The sequence below is a fragment of the Terribacillus saccharophilus genome (assembly GCF_002272745.1).
Classification (GTDB): Bacteria; Bacillota; Bacilli; order Bacillales; family Amphibacillaceae; genus Terribacillus; species Terribacillus saccharophilus_B.
The window spans coordinates 1-20,975 of sequence record NZ_NPBD01000015.1 but is presented as its reverse complement, the minus strand read 5'-3'; the positions used below and the strand labels follow the sequence as shown (position 1 = coordinate 20,975).

The window sequence follows — 20,975 nt, the reverse complement described above, 5'->3', positions numbered from 1 at the left end:
GGGTTGCATAAAAAGAAACGTAAATTTTATTAAAAATAGGTTTTAAGTACTAGATTTAGGGGTAATTTTTGGTAGAACAACATGGATAAGAGACAAAAGGAGAATACAGATGAGACATCGCAATGTGGAAATATACATCAGTGATAACTGCAAGCAATGCGAGCAAGTGATAGATCAGCTTGATAAGTGGGACATTTCGTACAGTGTCAAAAATATCACAAATGCTCCTGCTGTATTGAAGGAAATGCAAGCACATTCCGTATACAGCACTCCGCTCGTCCTGATCGATGGAGAAAAGATGCACGGATTCCAGAAAAACAAGCTTCAGCAGATGCTTGGGTAAATTAACAGAATGAATACCTCACGGAAACATTTCAGCTATTGAGCAAAAATCTCTGCGGTGGTTTTTGCTTTCTTTTTATGGTTAAGAATAACGCCCTTCCTTCGCCTAACATACGATAAAGTAGAAATAGGAAAGGTGTGTGGAGATGTATTATTATAATACGACAGAGCCACGCTCCCATGTGCAGCAACAACAGATGAGCGATGGCCGACAGCGTTATTATTATGAGCCTGTTTTTCAAACTGAGCCTACAGAGCAATATAATGATAAAATGTATGATCATACATGGATGCAAGCAAATGAAAATGTTGGTGATACTAACAGACAGACTGAGCCTTATACCTATAATCCATATCCTCCCGAGTACTTCAGTCAGTGGGGAGGGTGGCAGCAAGCACAGCAAGCGCAGCCGCCGCAGCAGGTGACGCCGTATGAGTATTTCAAAAAACCGCCTCTAGCACCGTATTGGCATTCGTATGCCCAACCGACAAATATCCAGCAGCCAAAGCAGCAAGCGCAGCTGACAAAAGGGCTGGCAACTTATTTTCAGGATAAGAATGGCCAAATGGATATCAATAAGATGATGTCGACTGTTGGGCAGATGGCATCGACGGTTCAGCAGGTTTCTCCCATCGTAAAATCACTCGGTTCTTTTTTGAAGATACTGAGATAAACATTAAAGAAAGCGAAGATGATCGAATGACTGGAATATTGTGTATCCACGGCTTCACCGGTGGTACGTACGAGGTGGAGCCCTTAACTGAGCATTTAATGAACCATACTGAATGGAAAGTGGAAATGGTCGCTTTGCCTGGTCATGGAAAGGCAGATGAGCTGTCTCTTCGCGGAGTCGGGCACAGGGAATGGATTAAGGCCTGTGAGGAAGCATATGAGCGGCTTGCAAAAGAAAGCTCCCAGGTCTATGTAATAGGGTTTTCAATGGGCGGAATGATCGCCTCTCATCTAGCGGCAAAATACGGTGCTGACAAGCTTGTGCTGTTATCAGCATCGGGTAAATATTTGAACTGGAAACTGCTGACGATTGAGGCTTGGCAAAACATGAAAAAGCAATTGAGCGGCGATATTTTGGATGATTTGAGCAAACTGCGGGAAGATAAAAAAGGAAGAATTCCGTTCCGCGCCTTTTGGGAATTTAAAAAATGTATTGACTATACGAAAAAAGCATTGCCTGCTGTCTCTTGTCCGGTATTCATCGTGCAGGGGATCCAAGACAGCATGGTGCCGCACCGTACGGTCAACTATTTGCATAAACATCTTGGCTCGCAGAAACAGAAGATGGTTCTTTTTGATGAATCGAGGCATCTTTTATGCCTTGGACCGGATAAAGATCAAATTTGTACGCAAGTTGAGGAATTTTTAATGGAGGCTTAATTTTTTCCGACGAGGGTTTAAGATCCACTCTGAGGGAGAAAATAGAACCAAAGCTGTGAAAGCCGGTATGATTGCTGCTTGAAAACAATATAACGATTTCCAAAAGATACTGTTAGACATTTGGAAGGGCTTTAATGATAAATAAAGCACGTATATGTACGTGTAATCATAGATATAGGTAGAATTCGGACAAATAGTGTGTTACTATTATTAAATCCAATGAATGCTTGCTTAAGGCCTCTTCCCAAGCGTGGAGGAAGGCTTTTTTATTGTGTATAACTGCCGTGCTTCATCAGTGAGACTTTTTTATATAAAGGAGTAATTAGAAATTGACAACATTTAGTTCATTAGGTATTTCGGAACCAATTTTGAAAGCATTAGATAAGATGGGATTTGAAGAGGCGACACCAATCCAGGCTGAGACGATTCCTTTCGCACTAGAAGGAAAAGACGTACTAGGTCAAGCCCAGACTGGTACTGGTAAGACGGCTGCATTCGGTATCCCGATGATCAGCAAGATCGACCGCTCTAAACGTCAGATTCAGGGTTTGGTTATTGCGCCGACTCGTGAGCTTGCTATCCAGGTAGGAGAAGAGCTGCACCGTCTTGGTCAATTCAAAGGAATCCGTACACTTCCAGTTTACGGCGGTCAGCATATGGACCGTCAGATCCGTTCTTTAAAAGAAGGCCCGCATATCGTCGTAGCGACTCCTGGTCGACTGCTTGACCATATCCGCCGTAAAACGATTAATATTAGCAATGTGCATACTGCTGTATTGGATGAAGCAGATGAAATGCTTAACATGGGCTTTATTGATGATATCCGTGAAATTCTTAAATCTATCCCTGAAGAGCGCCAGACGTTGCTATTCAGTGCGACAATGCCGAAAGAAATCCGTGATATCGGTACAAGATTGATGAAAGACCCAACAGAAGTTAAAGTGAAATCTAAAGAAATGACTGTAACGAATATCGATCAGACTTACATCGAAGTTCAAGAAAGACAGAAATTCGATACACTTTCTAACTTGCTTGATATCGATGAGCCAACATTGGCAATTATATTCGGCAGAACGAAAAAACGTGTTGATGAAGTGACAGAAGGCTTGCAGGCTCGCGGTTTCCGCGCAGAAGGTATTCATGGCGATCTTACACAAGGCAAGCGTATGTCCGTGTTGAACAAATTTAAAAATGGCCGTGTAGAAATTTTGGTGGCGACTGACGTTGCTGCACGTGGTCTTGATATCTCTAACGTAACGCATGTATATAACTTCGATATCCCGCAGGATCCGGAAAGCTATGTACACCGTATCGGTCGTACAGGACGTGCTGGTAAAGCAGGACAAGCTGTCTCCTTTATCACGCCAAGAGAGGTTTCTCACCTGCATTTGATCGAAAAAACAACGAAGAGCAAGATTGCACGTAAAGATGCTCCGACAAATGACGAAGCAGCACAAGGACAGCAGCAGATTGCTATCGATAAAATGCTTCGTACGATTGAAAACAAAGATCTAAATGCATACAACGAAAAAGCAAACGAACTTATCAACCAGTTCGGTGCTGAAACAGTTGTTGCAGCTGCTTTGAAAATGCTGACAAAAGAGCGTCGTAATACACCGGTTCGTATTACGTCCATTGCTCCAATCAGCGTAAAAGGCAACTTCAAGGACAAAAAGAAATATCGTGGCGGCGGTTCCCGTGGCGGTGGCGGCGAACGACGCGGCGGCAGCTATGGCCGTAACAGCAACTCGCGTGGCCGTAACTACCAAGGACAAGGCAAACGTAATGGCAGCGGTGGCGGCGGCTACCGTGGCAAACGCAACAACGATAACTAATAAAAAAAAAGACACCTGAAAGGGTGTCTTTTTTTTATGGCAAGAGTCTTGGAGGAGTATTTCCAAGACTCTTTTTTCATTCAAAAACGAAACAAATTTCTAGTCGAAACGTATGGTAAAACTGAAGAGGGGGAAGAACATGAAGTCAAAGCCACGTAACAGAATTGCAGTCAATGCAAAGAAAGTCTGGCGCATCAATGCAAGCCTGTATCTGCTGCTGCCGATTATTGCAGCAGGGGTTCTTACGTATTTTTGGAATACCTGGTCTATTCCGGATTTTATCATTTATATTGCTTGGGCTATTATCATCGCTAGCTTAATCTTCTTTATCTGGCTACTTCCAGCGCTGCGATGGAGAAGGTGGCGTTATGAAGTGTTTGAGCAGGAAATATACATACAAAGCGGTATTTTCATTGTCACGCAGACGATTGTACCGATGATCCGGGTGCAGCATGTCGATACCGAGCAAGGGCCGGTTCTGAAGAAATTTGGTTTGGCCACGGTCTCTGTATCAACAGCTGCAACCACGCATAATATACCAGCTCTGGCTTTGGAGGAAGCGTTGGAGCTGCGTGACCGAATTGGAATACTTGCTCGTGTGGAGGAAGAAGATGTCTGAACCGAAAAGGATGCATCCAATCAGTATTGTCCTCCGGACGCTGAAGCTCATCAAAGACGCCATCGTTCCGCTTGCTATTGCTTTTATAGCATTACTAAGGGATATGACTAAGTTATTTTGGTGGAGTCCGTTTGCACTTGTTGGAGTTATATTGCTATTGAGCGGTCTGTTTGGATTTTTATATTGGTACCGGTTTACATATCGGATGGAAGAAGATGAACTTCGAATCGAATCCGGTATTTTTGTTCGGAAAAAGCGTTATATATCCAGACATCGTATCCATTCTGTGAATACAAGCGCAAATATCCTTCACAGACTTTTTGGCCTGGTCAAACTGGAAGTGCAGACAGCAGGCGGCGGAAAAGAGGCTGAAGGAATGATTCCGGCTCTTTCCAAGCTGGACGCTGCGGATATACAGCAGTTCGTAAAAAGGAAAGAGAATATTGGTTTACAGGAAGATACGGAGAATGAGCAGATTCGAGAGGAATGGGCCAGCTACCGACTAAGTTTCCGCCGTTTACTAGTTGCAGCTGCTACCTCAGGTGGCACGGGGGTCATTTTTGGATTTCTTTTTGCAATTACCCAGCAAGCGGATGAGGTAGTCAACATTAATATCTATTCTTTTGCTTATGATTGGCTATCGGAGCAAAGCTTACTTCTATCTATCCTTTTTGTCATTGGCAGTTTAGCATTGACGTGGATGGTAGCGATGGTCGGAACAATTTTAAAATATTGCTTCTTTGAAATAACCAAACAAGGAAACGAGCTCTTCATACGAAGGGGACTGCTTGAAAAAAGGGAAATGACCATACCGCTGCACCGAATCCAAGCACTGAAAATAGAAGAAAATATTTTTCGCCAGCCGTTTGGCTTACTTGCAGTAAGCGCAGAAATTGCAGGTGGGGCAACTGATGCTGACAAACATAGCTTTTCGACTGTTCTTTTCCCGCTGATGAAAAAATCTGAGCTCAGCGCCTTCCTGGTAGAGCTGTTACCTGAATTTGTAGTGGAGCCGAGCTTTAGGAAGCCGCCGAAGCGGGCGTTGCTTCGATATCTATTTCTGCCATCCATTATTACGGTCCTAATTACCGGAGTACTTATTTACTCATTTGGCGGGTACGGACTATTTGCTATTCCGTTCATTTTACTGACTATTATATTCAGTATCTTAAGTCATCGAGATGCTGGCGTATCTTGGACGACAGATATACTTATGATGCGTTACCGGGAGCTGACACGTGTTACTGTCCATGTGAATCGTAAAAAGGTGCAGGCTTTCTATGGATCGCAGCATTACTTTCAATCGAAGAAACAGCTCGGTACATTGAAGATTGCTGTTGCATCGGGCGGGGCTAAGGGAAGCAGATTCAAGGTGAAACATCTGGAGGAACATGATGCAGAGGATGCCTCTGACTGGTATTCCTTCCGAAGTTAAAAAGAACCGCACAATATTTGTGCGGTTCAATTCATATAATCGTAGATACCGATTAGCACTAAAGCTGCAATAATAATCCATAAGATTACCTTCTTGTTGGTTCGTCTTCCATATGGCCGTTTTTTCCATCGGTCTGCATCAAAGCCTACATCATCATCACGCTGGCGAGGTCGTTTGTTCCGATAGATGGAAAAAGGTTTTGCTTTGATAAGAAAGAACGGAGCTAGTACAAACCCAGCTACAACTCCTGCCAAATGCGCTGTAAGGTTTATATTTGCGGTGAACAAGGACATGATGATACCAACAATGAAGATGATGACGATCAATTGCGCATTTCCGGGATCTATCAAGTGCTTACGGAAATAGACCATAAACAGATAGATTCCGAACAATCCATAAATAGCGCCGGATGCACCTATATGACTGACAAAGCTATAAGGATCCATTACATATGTGACAGCATTTCCAATAATTCCGGTAAGCAAGTAAAACAAGGTGAACTTCAGTTTGCCCAACATTTGCTCGAGAGCCGGTCCGAATATTACCAGGGAGAAACAATTGAAAAGAACATGTGAAATGCTTCCAGGTGCGTGCAGAAAAATAGGTGTGACGAGTCGCCAGTATTCTCCGCCCGAGATGAATAGATTCACACCTGCTCCTAATTGATAAAGGCTGTTTCCGAATTCAGTTGGGAAAAGTCCTGTTATGATCCAAAGCAGCAGATTAACTGCTACTATTAAGCTGATGACAGGATAGGCAGATAAGTATTCTTTAAAGCTTTCATTTCTGCGGAACAATCCAATCCCTCCTTCATTACCTTCTATTAGCTATCAGCATAGCGTAAACTAATGCAAATTGCTTGTCATAACATCTTATAACTTTCCCCCCTGCTTTTATACATATAGGGTACAATACTCGGTAGAGAATTCAGAAGGAAGTTGGGTTGTATTATTATGATTAAGGGTATCGGTTTAGATATTACAGAATTGGCACGTATCGAAAAAGCGATTGTGCAAAGTGAGAGGATTCTGAGCAGGATCCTGACCAAATCAGAACAAACGCACTATTATTCACTGGTATCCGGTAAACGGAAAGTCGAATTTGCTGCTGGGCGTTTTGCGGCAAAGGAAGCCTACGCAAAAGCAAGAGGAACCGGTTTAGGTAAATTGGGTCTTCATGATATCGAGATAATGCCGAATGAAGCAGGTGCACCAGTACTTACAGCTAGCGACCAAGCTGAGGGGGAGCGGGTTTTCCTATCGATCACCCATTCGGATGCTTACGCTGCTGCGCAAGTGATCATTACGCAGGATTAATAGACTTGTTTGCATATTATTAGAGCCTGTCTCATAAATTGTAGTGCGGGTAGGAGGGAACAGCGTGTATATTGTCACCGCAAAGGAAATGTACGAAGTGGATCGTTATGCAATGGAGGAAATAGGAATCAGCGGCAGTATTTTAATGGAATCTGCCGGCCGAGCCATTGCAGAACGGATGAAACCGCTGATCGGAACCACGGACCGAATACTAGTCCTCTGTGGCTCCGGCAATAATGGCGGCGATGGATATGTAGTAGCCAGGACGCTGCTGAACGAAGGATATAACGTGACTGCAGTCCAAGTAGGGCGTAACTTGACAGCTGATGCAGCAATGCATCAGCAGGTATACGATCGGCTTGGCGGTGAAGTGATGGATGTAGAAGCAGACGCTTTCCAGATGGCATTGGTGAAAGCTGAAATCATTGTAGATGCGATGCTGGGCTTAGGAGTTCGCGGCAAATTACGCAGCCCCTATACGGAAACCGTACAGGCTGTCAACGACAGTGACGCACTTGTCTTTGCCATTGATTTGCCTTCCGGTGTGCCGGCGGATGATGCTGTAGAATTTGAGGAAGCAATCCAAGCTGACTATACCTTCATCATCGAGGCACCGAAACCAAGCGCCTTCATTCAGAAAACAGCGCCATACTACGGGGAATGGAAAACTGTATCCATCGGTCTGCCGGCTGCCTATTTAGGCAGACAAGCCGGTGCCAGAACATGGACTGAACAGGACGTGAAGCGGTCATTCCCGATCCGGCAGCCTTTCTCTCATAAAGGGACAAATGGCAAAGGATTCCTCATCGGGGGAGGAATAGAAATGCCAGGATCAGTTACGATGTCCAGCATGGCTGCTCTTAGGGCAGGAGCAGGTCTTCTGACTGTCGGAACCTTGCGCCAGGTCATTCCATCTGTATTGTCTCACTTGGCAGAAGCGACATTCACTTCTTTGAATGAGGAGAATGGCGTGATAGTCGATACGGAAGACTTGGATGTAAGTGCTTATGATGCGATTGTCGTCGGCATGGGAATGGGAAGAGGCGAATCGACAGCAGCCTTGACGAAACGGGTACTGGAAGAAGCTGAAGTTCCTGTCCTTTTAGATGCTGACGGTCTCTATCATATTAAATCCGACCTGGAGATCCTTCGGAATAGACAAGCTCCGACAGTTTTGACACCGCATCCTGGAGAAATGGCCATGTTATTGGACATGAAAGTGCCAGAACTGCTGGAACGACCATTCGAGCTGGCTCGGAAATTTGCGATAGTGCACCAGGTGCACCTCGTGCTGAAAGGGGCATACACCATCATCACCTCTCCTGATGGCAGTCAAGTTGTCAATACGACTGGCAACCCGGGCTTAGGTAAAGGCGGGAGCGGAGATGTACTTTCTGGTATTCTTCTAGCAATGCTCATGCAGCACGAAGATCCGATGGAGGCAATTGCAAACGGAGTTTACGTCCACGGGAAAGCAGCCGATGTATTGGTCGAAGATACGCATTCTCAGCAGGATCTGCTGGCAACTGATCTTATGAAAGGGCTGGCCAAGGTTTTTCGTAACATTTCCGATTGACGGGGACATGTTCTCTTTGTTCGCTTTATAGCTGACAAAGGAGTGTGACCATGAAAAAAATTGCTGGTTTGATTGTCTTTGCTGCCTTTTTATTCTTATTAACTGGCTGCAGTGAGGCCTCTCAGGAAGATGTAGTAAAGAAGCTGGAAGAGACATCAGCTGAGCTGCAAGGCTACAAGGCCGAAGCCACTATGAAGCTGAACACAGGAGAAGAACAGCAAGCCTATGGAATTGATGTATGGTATCAGAAAGACAACCATTACCGGGTTTTATTGAAAAATGATACAGATGAGCAGGGCAGTCAGGTGATTCTGCGCAATAAAGATGGCGTGTTTGTGCTCACCCCTGCACTGAGAAAAAGCTTTAAATTCCAGAGCGAATGGCCTTATAACAGCAGTCAGCCTTATTTGTACCAATCGCTCGTGCAGGATGTGTTGAAGGACAATAATGCAACCTTCGAATCAACAGAAGAGCATTACGTGTTCAAGACGAAGACCACATATCAGAACAATACAACACTGCCTTATCAGGAAATCTATTTCAATAAAAAAACATATACACCTGAGCTGGTAAAAGTGTTAGATAAAGATAAAAAACCAATGGTCGAAGTAGCTTTTTCCGCATTCAAGCTTGATCCGAAATTTGGAGAAAAAGACTTTGAACTAGAGAACAATATGACAGGGTCCCTGTCTGGTGTGCCGGCTTCGGCAGTGCCGAATGAACAGCAAGGATTGACAGTGTTATATCCAACAGAGACAGCAGGAGCAACGCTTGCTGAGGAGAAAGAAGTCAGTGCTGACGGGAAGGAACGGGTAATCCTGACATATGAAGGCGAGAAGAGCTTTACATTGGTTCAGGAGCAGGCGGATGTATCGGAGACTGCAGCAGCAGCTGCGATACCGGCTAGCGGGGAACCTATCAGTCTTGGGTTCACCGTAGGAGCTATTACCTCTTCCAGTCTGACATGGACAAACAACGGTGTAGATTATATGCTTGCCAGTGAGGAATTGACACGGGAAGAAATCCAGGAAGTGGCTGCATCCATCAATGGCCAGGCAATGAAATAATGTGCAGAAGCAGACGAACCGAGTCTGCTTTTTTGTTTTCCTGCTATAATAGACGAAGGTGAAAATTCTAGGAGATGAATACATATGAGGATCGACAATTTTTATCGGGATTCTTGGGTGGAAATAAATCTCGATCATGTTGAATATAATATAAAGCAACTGGCAGCACATATCGGAGAAGACAAAGGGATTTATGCGGTTGTCAAAGCGAATGCATATGGACACGGATATGCCCAAGTCGCGCAGGCAGCTTTGGACGCTGGAGCATCAGCACTGGCAGTCGCTTTTTTGGATGAGGCGCTTCATTTGCGTAAAGCCGGTATACAGGCAGCTATACTCGTGCTTGGAGCAACTCGTGCTGAAGATGCAGCAATCGCTGCAGACCATGACATATCGCTTACTTTCTATCGAAAGGATTGGCTGGAGGCAGTGCGAGCCGAACAATTCCGTAAGCCGCTTCAGCTGCATATGAAGCTGGATACGGGAATGGGAAGATTAGGATTCCGGACAGGGGGCGACATTCGTTCTGTATTGCCTTTACTTGATACCCCATCTCTAATACTGGAAGGTGTCTATACACATTTCGCAACAGCAGACGAAGCAGATTTGTCATATTTCGAAGGACAGCGAAGCAAATTCGATGAGCTATTCAAGGTGCTGCGGGAGGAATGGCCGGATCCAGTTATCGTCCATACGGACAATAGTGCAGCCAGCATGCGTTTTGCTGCGGATGAGTCGGATTTTGTCCGTTTCGGCATCGGCATGTATGGACTTTATCCGTCAAGGACCGTCAAAGAAGAGCATCCGATAGCTCTTCGTCAAGCGTTTTCCCTACACAGCAGACTTGTGCACGTCAAACAGCTTGAGGCGCATGAAGCGGTGAGTTACGGTGCAACCTATGAAACAGATAAACCGGAGTGGATCGGTACACTGCCAATCGGATATGCAGATGGATGGATTCGCAAGATGCAAGGGTTTGAGGTACTTGTAGACGGCAAGAGAATGCCGATTGTAGGCAGGGTCTGCATGGATCAATGCATGGTGAAGCTGGATAAAGCTTATCCAGTCGGTACGGAAGTTGTTCTCATCGGTTCGCAGCTGGATGCTTTTATCAGTATGGATGAAGTGGCAGACTGGGTAGACACCATCAATTATGAGATCCCTTGCCTTATCGGCGCACGAATGCCGCGCGTCTATAAACGCTCTGGTCAGATTGTCGAAACAGCCAATGCGCTTAATCCTGGCGAAAGCTTGTAATATTCGGCAGAAAGTCAGCCTTTCTCCCATGCTTTTTGTTTGAAAAAGGCTTTTTTTATCAAAAAGTTCCGGAGGGTCCTTTGCAAACATAAGGCTCGGGTGGTATGATGAAAGTGGATTTTTACAGAAACGACCCGAGCGAATTGGTGGAGGTGTATGGTTGTGTCCGAAGGCTTACAAGAAATCGTTGTAAAGCTGCCTAAGAAACTCCTGAATGAGGTGGATGGTTTGATGCAGAACAATAACAATAGTCTCGATCATTTCTTCTATCAAGCGGCAAAGTCATACGTGCAGGAAAGAAAGAATATCCGTGAGACCATGCAGAAAGGGTACATGGAAATGGCACGTATTAATCTAAATATCGCTTCAGAAGCTTTCCAAGCTGAAGAGGAGGCAGAAGTAACGTTAGAGCGCCTTGTAAGCGGGGTGTAGGCTCTTGATCGTAAAAAGAGGCGAAGTCTATTTCGCCGACCTGTCCCCGGTAGTGGGATCAGAACAGGGGGGCGTGCGCCCGGTATTGGTCCTGCAAAATGATATCGGAAACCGATTTAGTCCGACCGTCATCATAGCAGCGATAACGGCACAGATCCAAAAAGCCAAGCTGCCGACCCACGTGGAGATCGATGCCAAGAAGTATGGCTTTGAACGAGATTCCGTCATTCTTCTGGAACAGATCCGAACAATCGATAAGCAGCGGCTGACAGATAAAATCACACAGCTTGACCCTCCTATGATGGAGAACATTAATCGAGCACTTGAAATAAGCCTAGGCCTTACAGAGTTCTAGGTATAGACGGCCCTTGCGTTTAAACGTAAGGGCTTTTTATTTTGATTTCAGTCCTGCTGGAATTTGGTATATACTAAGAAGAAGTCGCCATATTGGAAAGGCGGGCGTATTGGTGTTAGATTAATACTAGATAAAAGTGACCTTGAACATATGACTGCAGCAAATTCAGCCTTTGACAAGGTGAACGTTACAATACGGGGGTTTCATGATGGCAAAAAATCTGAAGGAGATTCTGGTCGACAATAGTAACGGTTTGGTTCATATGTGGCTTGAGGAAGTCGCAGAGAAGCAGAAGGAAGTAACAAATTCCGCTATTTCACAGGATCTATTCGAAAACACCAATCGAGAATTCGTCAATATCATTTTCGGCAGTGTCGAAAAGGAGAGTTTGACTTCTGATCTGGACAGCTTTACAGAACGCGTAATTAACCTAGGGTGGCCGCTCAGCTATCTAACAGATGGTCTACAGCTTTTTAAGCGTGTCGCAATTGAGTTTCTGATTGAACATGAAGAACTGGATGTACCTGTACCGAAAGTGCTGCGGCATGTGGACGAGCTTGTAAATCCGATAATCAACCAGCTTGTGAATGAGTATTCCGGCAGCTGGGAAAATACAGTTTCACTCCAGCGTGTTGCTTTGCAGGAGCTTTCTGCACCGTTGATTCCTGTTATGGACAATATAACGGTGATGCCGCTGATAGGAACCATTGATACCGAGCGTGCTAAATTTATCATGGAGAACTTACTCGATGGAGTAATCAAACACCATGCAGAGGTTGTGCTAATCGATATCACAGGAGTGCCAGTCGTGGACACGATGGTTGCACACCATATTATTCAGGCAGCAGAAGCAGTGAGGCTGATCGGTTCTACTTGTATCCTTGTTGGTATCAGACCAGAGATAGCCCAGACAATCGTGAATCTTGGGATAGATCTTAGTAAGTTCCCGACCAAAAGCTCTCTACGCAAAGGATTTACAACTGCTCTTGAAATGACGAATCAAATGATCGTACAAACAAACAGCGAAGAACAGACCATTGAAGAGCTGATCGATTCGCTTGATAGGAGTAAACAATCGTGAGAATTCCAATATTGAAGCTGCATAACTACTTGCTGATCAGCATCCAGATTGATCTTGATGATCAGACTGCGATTCAATTTCAGGAAGACCTACTCAATAAAATTCATCAAAGCGGAGCAACAGGTGTAGTCATCGACTTAACTTCTGTTGACATTATCGACTCCTTCATCGCTAAGGTACTAGGTGATGTGGTGACGATGTCTGATTTGATGGGTGCAAAAGTCGTCCTGACTGGCATACAGCCAGCCGTAGCAGTAACGCTTATTGATCTGGGCATTCATTTGAATGAGGTAACCACGGCACTAGACCTAGAACAAGGATTGATCAAATTACGCCAGGAACTGGAGGAGTGAAAATGGACTTCAGAACCTGTGTAAATATACAGAAAGAATGGGACATTGTCGGTGCCAGACAATTCGGCCGCGACTTTTCGAAGAAGCTTGGCTTCGGGATTGTTGACCAAGCCCGTATAGCTACTGCTATCTCGGAACTTGCACGCAATATCTACCTATATGCAGGAAGCGGTAAAATCTGCTTCGATGAGGTAGAAAACGTCGGTTCGCGCGGAATTTGCATTGTTGCCATCGATACAGGTCCCGGTATAAAAGATATTAGTCAGGTAATGGAGGATGGTTTCTCCACATCTGGAGGACTTGGCGCTGGTCTTCCTGGTGTAAAACGCTTGATGGATGAATTCGATATTACGTCAAAGACAGGCGAAGGAACAGAAATCCGCGTCGTTAAATGGGTTCGTTAGAGGAGGATGATGCCAGGTGGATGCGCTTAAGCTAGATCTGTCACACTATCGGGAACTGCTCAAACAATACATTAATACACAAGACGAGTCTGCCTTATACGAGGCAGAGCAGATAAGTAAACGCTCCATCCAGCATAATATCTCGCTGGAGGAGATCATCAACACGCATATCAATGCGCTGGAAGATATATATCCTGAGCTTCCGGAGAACATTCAGCACTCGATGAGCTTCCTATTGGAAGTAATGATTTCCTACGGTCTGGCATTGCAGGAATTCCAGGATCTTCGTGAAACACAGCTGGAGATAAAATCGGAAATTTCCGTAGCGGCCAGAATGCAGAATACATTGCTGTCAACAGTGAAGCCTGATGTAGAAGGTTTCGATATCGGAGTCGTCAGTGTACCTGCTAATCAGATGAATGGTGACTATCACCATTTCATCCACCATGAAGATGGTACTGTAGGTATAACGGTGGCAGACGTGATCGGCAAAGGTATCCCGGCAGCATTATGCATGTCAATGATCAAATACGCAATGGAAAGCTTTCCGTCTGAGCATAAAAACCCGAGTGAAATATTGGAAAGCCTTAATCGGGTAGTAGAACGGAATGTCGATCCAAGTATGTTTATTACGATGTTTTATGCTCTTTTCAATCCTGCAGCCAGCACAATTTCCTATTCATCAGCAGGACATGAGCCAGGTTTCTATTATCACGCTGCTGACGATACCTTCGAAGAGATTCGAGCAAAAGGAGTCGTTCTTGGTGTGACAGATATGGCACAGTACCGCCAGTATGAAAGGGAGATTCATGCAGGCGATATGATTATCCTGCTTACCGACGGTGTAACAGAGTGCCGTCAAGGCGACCGCTTCATTGAGAGTGAAGAAGTGCTTGAGGTCATCAAGAGCTTCTCCCATCTCTCAGCACAGGAGCTGGTGGAAAACGTGTATAAGCACTTTGAGAAACTTCAGGACTTTCACCTGCGAGATGATTTTACATTAATAATAATCAAAAAAGATGTTTAAAAAATGAACAAACGGGTATTACATAGGAATGGTAACTAGCCCTTAGGAGGTACATGATGAACTTAACTGTTGACGTACAAGAAAATGAAGGAAAATCAGTAGTTTTATTAGCTGGTGAAATAGATGCGTATACAGCTCCTAAACTGAAAGAAGCACTTTTATCCCTTACCGAAAAAGAGGGCAATAAAGTGGAGGTTAATCTGGAGCAAGTTAATTATATGGACAGTACCGGATTAGGCGTGTTCGTTAGCGGGTTGAAATCGACTAAAGAAAACAATAGTGAATTGAAGCTCGTACAGCTGCAGGACCGTGTATACCGTTTGTTTGAGATTACAGGTTTAATCGATGTGATCGATGTTGACAAAACAGTACAAGGTGGCTATTAATTATGGAATCTTTCGATTTTATCGAGATTAAAGTACCGGCTAAACCAGAATACGTTGGTGTAATTCGACTGACTAGCTCAGGTGTTGCAAACCGGATGGGCTTTTCCTACGAGGATATTGAGGATTTGAAGGTTGCAATCTCCGAGGCTGTAACAAACACTGTGAACCATGCATATGAAAAAGATGAAGATGGCGAAGTCACAATCGGTTTCGGTGTTTATGAGAATCGGCTCGAAGTGATGGTCGCGGATCATGGCGGCAGTTTCAACTTGGATCAAGTAAAACGGAATATTGGACCGTATGAGGCTGCAGAACCCATCGAACAGCTGAGGGAGGGCGGTTTCGGTTTATTCCTGATCGACGCATTGATGGACAAAGTGGAAATCAATAGCGATTCTGGAGTGATCGTCCTCATGACGAAATACCTTCATGAAAATGGGGTGGGACTAGATGACGACCAAATCTCAACCACACAATAACCGTGAGGATGAGGTTTATAAATGGATAGATCATCTGCAAAAGTATCCCACAGATGAAGAAATCCAAGAAAAAATCGTACTCACATACAAAGATCTTGTCACATCTATAGCGAGGAAATATTCTAAGAACAGCTCCATTCATGAAGATTTGGTTCAAGTAGGAATGCTTGGATTGCTTGCAGCAATTCGTCGGTATAATCCGGAATTTGGTAAGTCCTTCGAATCATTTGCAATTCCGACCATTATCGGAGAGATCAAACGCTTTATTCGCGATAAGACATGGAGTGTCCATGTGCCGCGGCGGATTAAAGAGCTTGGTCCAAAAATCCGTAAAGCAATCGATGAACTAACTACTGACAATCAGAAGTCCCCGACAGTGGCGGAAATCGCTGCTTTTCTAGAAGTGTCCGAAGAGGATATTTTAGAGACAATGGAAATGGGCAAAAGCTATAAGGCATTGTCAGTTGACAGGAAGATTGAAGCTGACTCTGATGGTAGTACTGTAGCAATTCTCGATTTGGTAGGTTCCACAGATAATGGCTACGAAGATATTGACCGCAGAATGTTGCTGGAAAAGGTCCTGCCAATTCTTAGTGAGAGGGAGCAGGAAATCCTTCGCTGCACATATTTCGAGAATTTGAGCCAAAAAGATACAGGAGAAAGACTCGGCATTTCCCAGATGCACGTATCGCGCCTTCAGCGCAGAGCTTTGCGCAAACTACGGGAAGCTTTACAAGCCGAAGGTGCTGACAGCTTTGACTGATTCCTATCTCCATATGGATGTGTCGGCGTTTCAGGAGCCAAAGAAAGGCAACTATTATTGCGGAGATAGTTATTTCTACCACGAATCGGAGCATGAATTTATCTGTGTCCTGGCAGATGGACTCGGAAGCGGAGAATTTGCAAAAGAGTCATCACAGGTAGTGGTAGATGTTATTCGAGACTATGTACACAGCGGAATCGATGAATTGATCAGGAGATCAAATGAAGTGCTAGTTGGGAAACGCGGAGTCGTCCTTGGTATCCTAAAGGTGGATTATCGGACAGGCAGCTATTCCTTCACGAGCATTGGGAATATCGGGATCATGACGATTACGAGTGGAAAAAGGGAACGCTGTATACCAAGCCAAGGTTTTCTTGCTGGGTATCCTCGGAAATACAAGATATCTCGGGGTATCTTACAGGATGACATGATATTCGTCATGTTTTCTGATGGAGTTTCTGATAATGAGCTTACGCTGGACCTTTTCAAAGAGAAGGATGTGCGTAAGATACGGGACATGTTTGCACTTTCCAAACAGAAGCCGCATCAAGACGATATTACATTGATTGCTATGAAATACACGGAATAGGATCGGTGCCTTAAATAGGTACTGATCCTTTTTTTTATCTGTCCAGCAATTCTGCTACAATATATATAGAAGCAGTCAGGAGGAGCAAAATTGGAAGCAACTATTCAAGACAGACTCATCCAATGGGTCGAAAAGGAAACATCAATCAAGCAATCATCGATTAAACAGGTCATTAATCTGCTGGAAGAAGGCAATACTGTACCGTTTATTGCACGTTACCGGAAAGAGCAGACTGGCGCCCTTGATGAAGTTGAAATCAAAGCGATTCAAGATAAATGGGATTATGCACAGCAGCTCCATCAGCGGAAGACAGAAGTAATCCGTTTGATAGAGGAGCAAGGCAAACTGACAGAGGAACTAAAGCGTGATATTCTCGCAGCTATGCAGCTGCAGCGTATAGAGGATCTGTATCGTCCATATAAGCAAAAACGGCGCACAAAAGCTACGATTGCAAAAGAAAAAGGGTTGGAACCTCTTGCAAAGGGACTGTACGAACAGACAATCCAGCACCTTGAAAATGAAGCCAGAGCTTATCTGGACCCTGAAAAGGAACTCCAAACAGTTGAAGAAGTGCTGCAAGGAGCAAGTGACATAGTGGCCGAATGGATTAGTGAGCAAGCAGCTTTCCGAGATTACATTCGAGAAAAGACAGAGAAGCAAGGAGTTCTGTTAACGAAAGTGAAGAAATCAGAAGACGATGAAAAAGGCGTCTACGAAATGTACTATGAATATCAGGAACCGATACGGCAGATGGCGTCCCATCGGACATTAGCTGTCAACCGCGGTGAGAAGGAAGGCATACTGCGGGTAACTGTTGAGCCTCCTGCAGATGTTATCTTAACTTATCTTAAGCGGAAAGTTATCAAGCAAAGAACTGCTGCTGATGTTGCATCCGCTTTGCAAGCAGTTATCGAGGACAGCTATAAGCGGCTCATCCAGCCATCAGTCGAACGGGAAATTCGCTCCATGCTGTCAGAAAAAGCAGAAGAGCAGGCAATTAAAATTTTCTCAGAGAACTTGAAAAACCTTCTTCTTCAGCCGCCATTGAAGGGCCGGGTTGTATTAGGAGTGGATCCAGCTTTCCGCACAGGCTGTAAGCTGGCAGTAATAGATGAGACCGGAAAATTACTCGAAAAAAACGTCATCTATCCTACTGCTCCGCGACATGATGTCAAAGGAGCTAGTAAAGTCGTAGAGACATTATTAAATAAATACGATGTTGAACTGATTGCAATTGGTAATGGAACTGCATCACGGGAAACAGAACAGTTCATTGCAAACGTTATTCAGCAGATGGAAAGCAACGTCGCTTATATAATCGTAAATGAAGCGGGTGCAAGTGTGTATTCAGCATCAGAATTAGCGAGAAAAGAATTTCCTGAGCTGCAAGTAGAGGAACGCAGCGCTATCTCCATCGGCCGCCGCATCCAGGATCCATTAGCAGAATTAGTTAAAATCGATCCAAAATCAATTGGTGTAGGGCAGTACCAGCATGATGTAGGCCAAAAAAAATTGAACGATTCACTAGGATTTGTCGTGGAGACTGCGGTAAACCAAGTAGGCGTCAATGTGAATACAGCTTCTGAATCTTTGCTGCAATATGTATCTGGATTTAGTAAGACTGTGGCAGCGAATGTTGTGAAGCAGCGGAATGAGATTGGTAAGTTCTCCTCGCGTAAGCAGCTCAAGTCTATTCCTAGACTTGGCAGTAAAACATATGAACAGAGTATCGGTTTTCTGCGCGTCCCAGACGGTGAGGAACCACTTGATAGAACACCGATCCATCCAGAGAGTTATACTGCTACAAAACAGCTCCTGAAGCGTCTTGGTGCTGATGTAGTGGATATAGGGACTGATAACCTGCAAGAGAAGCTTGCGGAAATTGATATAACCGAGATTGCTGCAGAATTGGGTATTGGTGATCTTACGCTTCGGGATATTGTACAAGCCCTTAATCAACCAGGAAGGGACCCGCGCGATGACTTTGATCAGCCATTATTGAAGCAAGATGTGCTGGCAATGGAAGATCTTAAAGAAGGAATGGAACTGCAAGGGACTGTGCGAAATGTCGTTGATTTCGGTGTTTTCGTCGACATAGGTGTTAAACAAGATGGACTTGTCCATATTTCCAAGATGTCTAATAAGTTCGTGAAACACCCGATGGATATCGCATCGGTAGGAGATGTAGTCACTGTCTGGGTAGATAAAGTGGATATTGACAAACAGCGAATTGCACTTACAATGGTGAAGTAACAACAGCAGCGAAAAAGCCCCTGTCCCCTCGCGGGACAGGGGCTTTAGCCGCCATTAGAATGCTGTTTCTGCTTATAGAAGAACCAGCATTGATTCAACACCTTCAATTGGTTTACGTTTTTTGTGAGGAAAGCTTGAGATAGTTGATTTTTCAACCAATTAGGCATTCTTTTACCTCCTGCAGCCCATGGATGTCGGGAAAAATGAATGTCTGCTGCATCATATGCATGATAGAAACTGGAGGTGCCTGCGTGATGAAAGAAATAACAATGTATAATTTGCAGCAAATCGTCGAAGAGATTTCCATCGAATGGTTCAATCGACCATTTGTTGATACAGCAAGGTATAACAATCGACTGCGAACAACTGGAGGCAGGTACTTGCCGGGTAAACGAATCATTGAGATCAATCCGAAGTATCTGCAAGAGCTGGGGCAGGAAGAGACAATCGGAATCATTAAACACGAACTATGTCATTATCACCTTCATATAGAAGGAAAGGGATATGGCCATCGGGATTCGGAATTCAGGGAGCTTCTTCAGCAAACGGACTCACCGCGCTTTTGCAATATGCTTCCGTCAGTAAAGGAAAAGACGCTGCTATATTATAAATGTACGAAATGCGGGCACGTGTATAAGCGGAAAAAGATAGTCAATACGCGTAAATATGGATGCGGTAAATGTGGGGGGAAGCTGAAAAAGCAAGAGAATACAGGGTTGCTTGAGAAATAAAACGAGAAAAAACAAAAACTTTCAAGAAAAGTGTTGACGTGTTCTACGATCCATGATAAATTTATTAAGCCGTCGACGAACGGCACGAAAAAAATCACGAAAGTGGTTGACACACAGCGAAAGATGTTGTAAGATACATAAGGTCGCTAACATGTGACAAACAATATTCCACAGTAGCTCAGTGGTAGAGCTATCGGCTGTTAACCGATCGGTCGCAGGTTCGAATCCTGCCTGTGGAGCCAATGGAGAAGTACTCAAGTGGCTGAAGAGGCGCCCCTGCTAAGGGTGTAGGTCGTGTAAGCGGCGCGAGGGTTCAAATCCCTCCTTCTCCGCCATCTCAAATGGCCCGTTGGTCAAGCGGTTAAGACACCGCCCTTTCACGGCGGTATCACGGGTTCGAATCCCGTACGGGTCATCGTTTTTCATAACGAGTCTTTATAGGCTCGGTCCGGTAGTTCAGTTGGTTAGAATGCCTGCCTGTCACGCAGGAGGTCGCGGGTTCGAGTCCCGTCCGGACCGCCATTTATTGGGCTATAGCCAAGCGGTAAGGCAACGGGTTTTGGTCCCGTGATCGTTGGTTCGAATCCAGCTAGCCCAGCTTACTTTTTTGTTGTGAGCCATTAGCTCAGTTGGTAGAGCATCTGACTTTTAATCAGAGGGTCGAAGGTTCGAGTCCTTCATGGCTCATCTGTTTAAAGCAAAGGATGATCATATAGATCTGCCGATGCTGTGAAACACAGGCAGCATTTTTCTTTTGACTTTAAGCGGTCGTGGCGGAATGGCAGACGCGCTAGGTTGAGGGCCTAGTGGGTGAATAACCCGTGGAGGTTCAAGTCCTCTCGGCCGCACCAAAAAAAGTGTTGACAAGTTATGAGTTAAATGATATGATATAAAAGTTGTACTTAATAAGCGCCCGTAGCTCAATTGGATAGAGCGTTTGACTACGAATCAAGAGGTTAGAGGTTCAAGTCCTCTCGGGCGCACCATTATTTCTTCGGGAAGTAGCTCAGCTTGGTAGAGCACTTGGTTTGGGTCCAAGGGGCCGCAGGTTCAAATCCTGTCTTCCCGACCAGTAGTTCCAACCAACCGAATGAAACATTATAATATGCGGGTGTAGTTTAGTGGTAAAACCTCAGCCTTCCAAGCTGATGTCGAGGGTTCGATTCCCTTCACCCGCTCCAATATTACAAATAAGTGATATGGGCCTATAGCTCAGCTGGTTAGAGCGCACGCCTGATAAGCGTGAGGTCGGTGGTTCGAGTCCACTTAGGCCCACCATATT

At 44.8% G+C, this 20,975-nt stretch carries 24 protein-coding genes and 11 tRNA genes; 33 read left to right on the top strand and 2 right to left on the bottom strand.

Going from position 1 to position 20,975, the window contains the following annotated elements; translation table 11 throughout:
* The first annotated feature begins 109 nt into the window (after positions 1-109).
* From CHH58_RS14310 to CHH58_RS14285, 6 genes are all read left to right on the top strand, one after another.
* Entirely contained in the window at positions 110-343 is a 234-nt protein-coding gene (locus tag CHH58_RS14310; RefSeq protein ID WP_095233534.1) for a glutaredoxin family protein, read from the top strand.
* Between the two features lie 145 nt (positions 344-488).
* Positions 489-1,016 (top strand): YppG family protein, encoded by a 528-nt coding sequence (locus tag CHH58_RS14305; protein WP_095228885.1) that lies wholly within the window; start codon positions 489-491, stop codon positions 1,014-1,016.
* A gap of 26 nt (positions 1,017-1,042) precedes the next feature.
* Positions 1,043-1,735, top strand: a complete 693-nt coding sequence (locus CHH58_RS14300; protein WP_095228887.1) for an alpha/beta hydrolase — start codon at positions 1,043-1,045, stop codon at positions 1,733-1,735.
* Between the two features lie 329 nt (positions 1,736-2,064).
* Positions 2,065-3,570, top strand: a complete 1,506-nt coding sequence (locus CHH58_RS14295) for a DEAD/DEAH box helicase (RefSeq protein WP_095228889.1) — start codon at positions 2,065-2,067, stop codon at positions 3,568-3,570.
* A gap of 139 nt (positions 3,571-3,709) precedes the next feature.
* Positions 3,710-4,189, top strand: a complete 480-nt coding sequence (locus tag CHH58_RS14290) for a PH domain-containing protein (protein WP_095228891.1) — start codon at positions 3,710-3,712, stop codon at positions 4,187-4,189.
* Entirely contained in the window at positions 4,182-5,624 is a 1,443-nt protein-coding gene (locus tag CHH58_RS14285; RefSeq protein ID WP_095262716.1) for a PH domain-containing protein, read from the top strand. Before CHH58_RS14290 ends, CHH58_RS14285 begins: the two co-directional genes overlap by 8 nt.
* A 26-nt stretch (positions 5,625-5,650) precedes the next feature.
* Here CHH58_RS14285 and CHH58_RS14280 read toward each other — a convergent pair whose 3' ends face one another.
* Positions 5,651-6,421, bottom strand: coding sequence for a rhomboid family intramembrane serine protease (locus CHH58_RS14280; RefSeq protein WP_095262715.1), 771 nt, complete (start codon positions 6,419-6,421; stop codon positions 5,651-5,653).
* 156 nt (positions 6,422-6,577) lie between these two features.
* On the opposite strand from CHH58_RS14280, the gene acpS reads away from it, so the two are divergent.
* The 15 genes from acpS (at position 6,578) to CHH58_RS14205 (ending at position 18,962) form a co-directional block, all read left to right on the top strand.
* Positions 6,578-6,940 carry a holo-ACP synthase gene (gene acpS, locus CHH58_RS14275; RefSeq protein WP_095233537.1) on the top strand — a complete coding sequence of 121 codons (363 nt, stop codon included), beginning with the start codon at positions 6,578-6,580 and terminating at the stop codon, positions 6,938-6,940.
* A 64-nt stretch (positions 6,941-7,004) separates the two neighbouring features.
* Positions 7,005-8,516 (top strand): NAD(P)H-hydrate dehydratase, encoded by a 1,512-nt coding sequence (locus CHH58_RS14270; protein WP_095262714.1) that lies wholly within the window; start codon positions 7,005-7,007, stop codon positions 8,514-8,516.
* 50 nt (positions 8,517-8,566) lie between these two features.
* On the top strand, positions 8,567-9,583 hold the full coding sequence (locus CHH58_RS14265; RefSeq protein ID WP_095233539.1) for a LolA family protein: 1,017 nt from the start codon (positions 8,567-8,569) through the stop codon (positions 9,581-9,583).
* Between the two features lie 84 nt (positions 9,584-9,667).
* On the top strand, positions 9,668-10,840 hold the full coding sequence (gene alr, locus CHH58_RS14260; RefSeq protein WP_373554125.1) for an alanine racemase: 1,173 nt from the start codon (positions 9,668-9,670) through the stop codon (positions 10,838-10,840).
* A 156-nt stretch (positions 10,841-10,996) separates the two neighbouring features.
* Positions 10,997-11,272, top strand: a complete 276-nt coding sequence (locus CHH58_RS14255; protein ID WP_038558136.1) for a hypothetical protein — start codon at positions 10,997-10,999, stop codon at positions 11,270-11,272.
* 4 nt (positions 11,273-11,276) lie between these two features.
* A complete protein-coding gene (locus CHH58_RS14250) occupies positions 11,277-11,627 on the top strand; it encodes a type II toxin-antitoxin system PemK/MazF family toxin (protein ID WP_038558138.1) in 351 nt (116 codons plus the stop codon).
* Positions 11,628-11,835: 208 nt separating this feature from the next.
* Positions 11,836-12,708, top strand: coding sequence for an STAS domain-containing protein (locus CHH58_RS14245; RefSeq protein WP_095233540.1), 873 nt, complete (start codon positions 11,836-11,838; stop codon positions 12,706-12,708).
* Positions 12,705-13,061: an STAS domain-containing protein gene (locus CHH58_RS14240; RefSeq protein ID WP_038558142.1), complete on the top strand. Its 357-nt coding sequence runs from the start codon at positions 12,705-12,707 to the stop codon at positions 13,059-13,061. Before CHH58_RS14245 ends, CHH58_RS14240 begins: the two co-directional genes overlap by 4 nt.
* Positions 13,062-13,063: 2 nt before the next feature.
* Positions 13,064-13,465, top strand: coding sequence for an anti-sigma regulatory factor (locus CHH58_RS14235; RefSeq protein ID WP_038558144.1), 402 nt, complete (start codon positions 13,064-13,066; stop codon positions 13,463-13,465).
* Between the two features lie 16 nt (positions 13,466-13,481).
* Positions 13,482-14,492 carry a PP2C family protein-serine/threonine phosphatase gene (locus CHH58_RS14230; RefSeq protein WP_095220144.1) on the top strand — a complete coding sequence of 337 codons (1,011 nt, stop codon included), beginning with the start codon at positions 13,482-13,484 and terminating at the stop codon, positions 14,490-14,492.
* A gap of 56 nt (positions 14,493-14,548) precedes the next feature.
* Complete coding sequence (locus CHH58_RS14225; RefSeq protein WP_095228907.1) at positions 14,549-14,878, top strand: anti-sigma factor antagonist; 330 nt, start codon at positions 14,549-14,551, stop codon at positions 14,876-14,878.
* A gap of 2 nt (positions 14,879-14,880) precedes the next feature.
* Complete coding sequence (rsbW, locus tag CHH58_RS14220; RefSeq protein ID WP_038558151.1) at positions 14,881-15,357, top strand: anti-sigma B factor RsbW; 477 nt, start codon at positions 14,881-14,883, stop codon at positions 15,355-15,357.
* Positions 15,329-16,120: an RNA polymerase sigma factor SigB gene (gene sigB, locus CHH58_RS14215; protein WP_095228909.1), complete on the top strand. Its 792-nt coding sequence runs from the start codon at positions 15,329-15,331 to the stop codon at positions 16,118-16,120. Before rsbW ends, sigB begins: the two co-directional genes overlap by 29 nt.
* Complete coding sequence (locus tag CHH58_RS14210) at positions 16,113-16,709, top strand: SpoIIE family protein phosphatase (protein WP_249275144.1); 597 nt, start codon at positions 16,113-16,115, stop codon at positions 16,707-16,709. Before sigB ends, CHH58_RS14210 begins: the two co-directional genes overlap by 8 nt.
* A 90-nt stretch (positions 16,710-16,799) precedes the next feature.
* Positions 16,800-18,962, top strand: a complete 2,163-nt coding sequence (locus tag CHH58_RS14205) for a Tex family protein (protein ID WP_095262713.1) — start codon at positions 16,800-16,802, stop codon at positions 18,960-18,962.
* Between the two features lie 44 nt (positions 18,963-19,006).
* Here the strand turns inward: CHH58_RS14205 and cmpA are convergent, their stop codons facing one another.
* Positions 19,007-19,129, bottom strand: coding sequence for a cortex morphogenetic protein CmpA (gene cmpA / locus CHH58_RS14200; RefSeq protein WP_093727607.1), 123 nt, complete (start codon positions 19,127-19,129; stop codon positions 19,007-19,009).
* An 87-nt stretch (positions 19,130-19,216) separates the two neighbouring features.
* Between cmpA and CHH58_RS14195 the strand changes: the two genes are divergently transcribed.
* The 12 genes from CHH58_RS14195 (at position 19,217) to CHH58_RS14140 (ending at position 20,971) form a co-directional block, all read left to right on the top strand.
* Positions 19,217-19,693, top strand: a complete 477-nt coding sequence (locus CHH58_RS14195; protein ID WP_095262712.1) for a SprT family protein — start codon at positions 19,217-19,219, stop codon at positions 19,691-19,693.
* 167 nt (positions 19,694-19,860) lie between these two features.
* Positions 19,861-19,935, top strand: a tRNA-Asn gene (locus tag CHH58_RS14190).
* Positions 19,936-19,937: 2 nt separating this feature from the next.
* Positions 19,938-20,028 (top strand) — tRNA-Ser (locus CHH58_RS14185).
* Positions 20,029-20,036: 8 nt separating this feature from the next.
* Positions 20,037-20,108: transfer RNA gene (locus CHH58_RS14180), tRNA-Glu, on the top strand.
* Positions 20,109-20,138: 30 nt separating this feature from the next.
* Positions 20,139-20,215: transfer RNA gene (locus CHH58_RS14175), tRNA-Asp, on the top strand.
* Between the two features lie 5 nt (positions 20,216-20,220).
* Positions 20,221-20,291, top strand: a tRNA-Gln gene (locus CHH58_RS14170).
* 16 nt (positions 20,292-20,307) lie between these two features.
* A tRNA-Lys gene (locus CHH58_RS14165) sits at positions 20,308-20,380 on the top strand.
* A gap of 77 nt (positions 20,381-20,457) precedes the next feature.
* Positions 20,458-20,544 (top strand) — tRNA-Leu (locus CHH58_RS14160).
* 58 nt (positions 20,545-20,602) lie between these two features.
* Positions 20,603-20,679: transfer RNA gene (locus CHH58_RS14155), tRNA-Arg, on the top strand.
* Between the two features lie 9 nt (positions 20,680-20,688).
* Positions 20,689-20,765, top strand: a tRNA-Pro gene (locus CHH58_RS14150).
* Positions 20,766-20,800: 35 nt separating this feature from the next.
* Positions 20,801-20,874: transfer RNA gene (locus tag CHH58_RS14145), tRNA-Gly, on the top strand.
* A gap of 20 nt (positions 20,875-20,894) precedes the next feature.
* Positions 20,895-20,971 (top strand) — tRNA-Ile (locus CHH58_RS14140).
* Positions 20,972-20,975 lie beyond the last annotated feature (4 nt).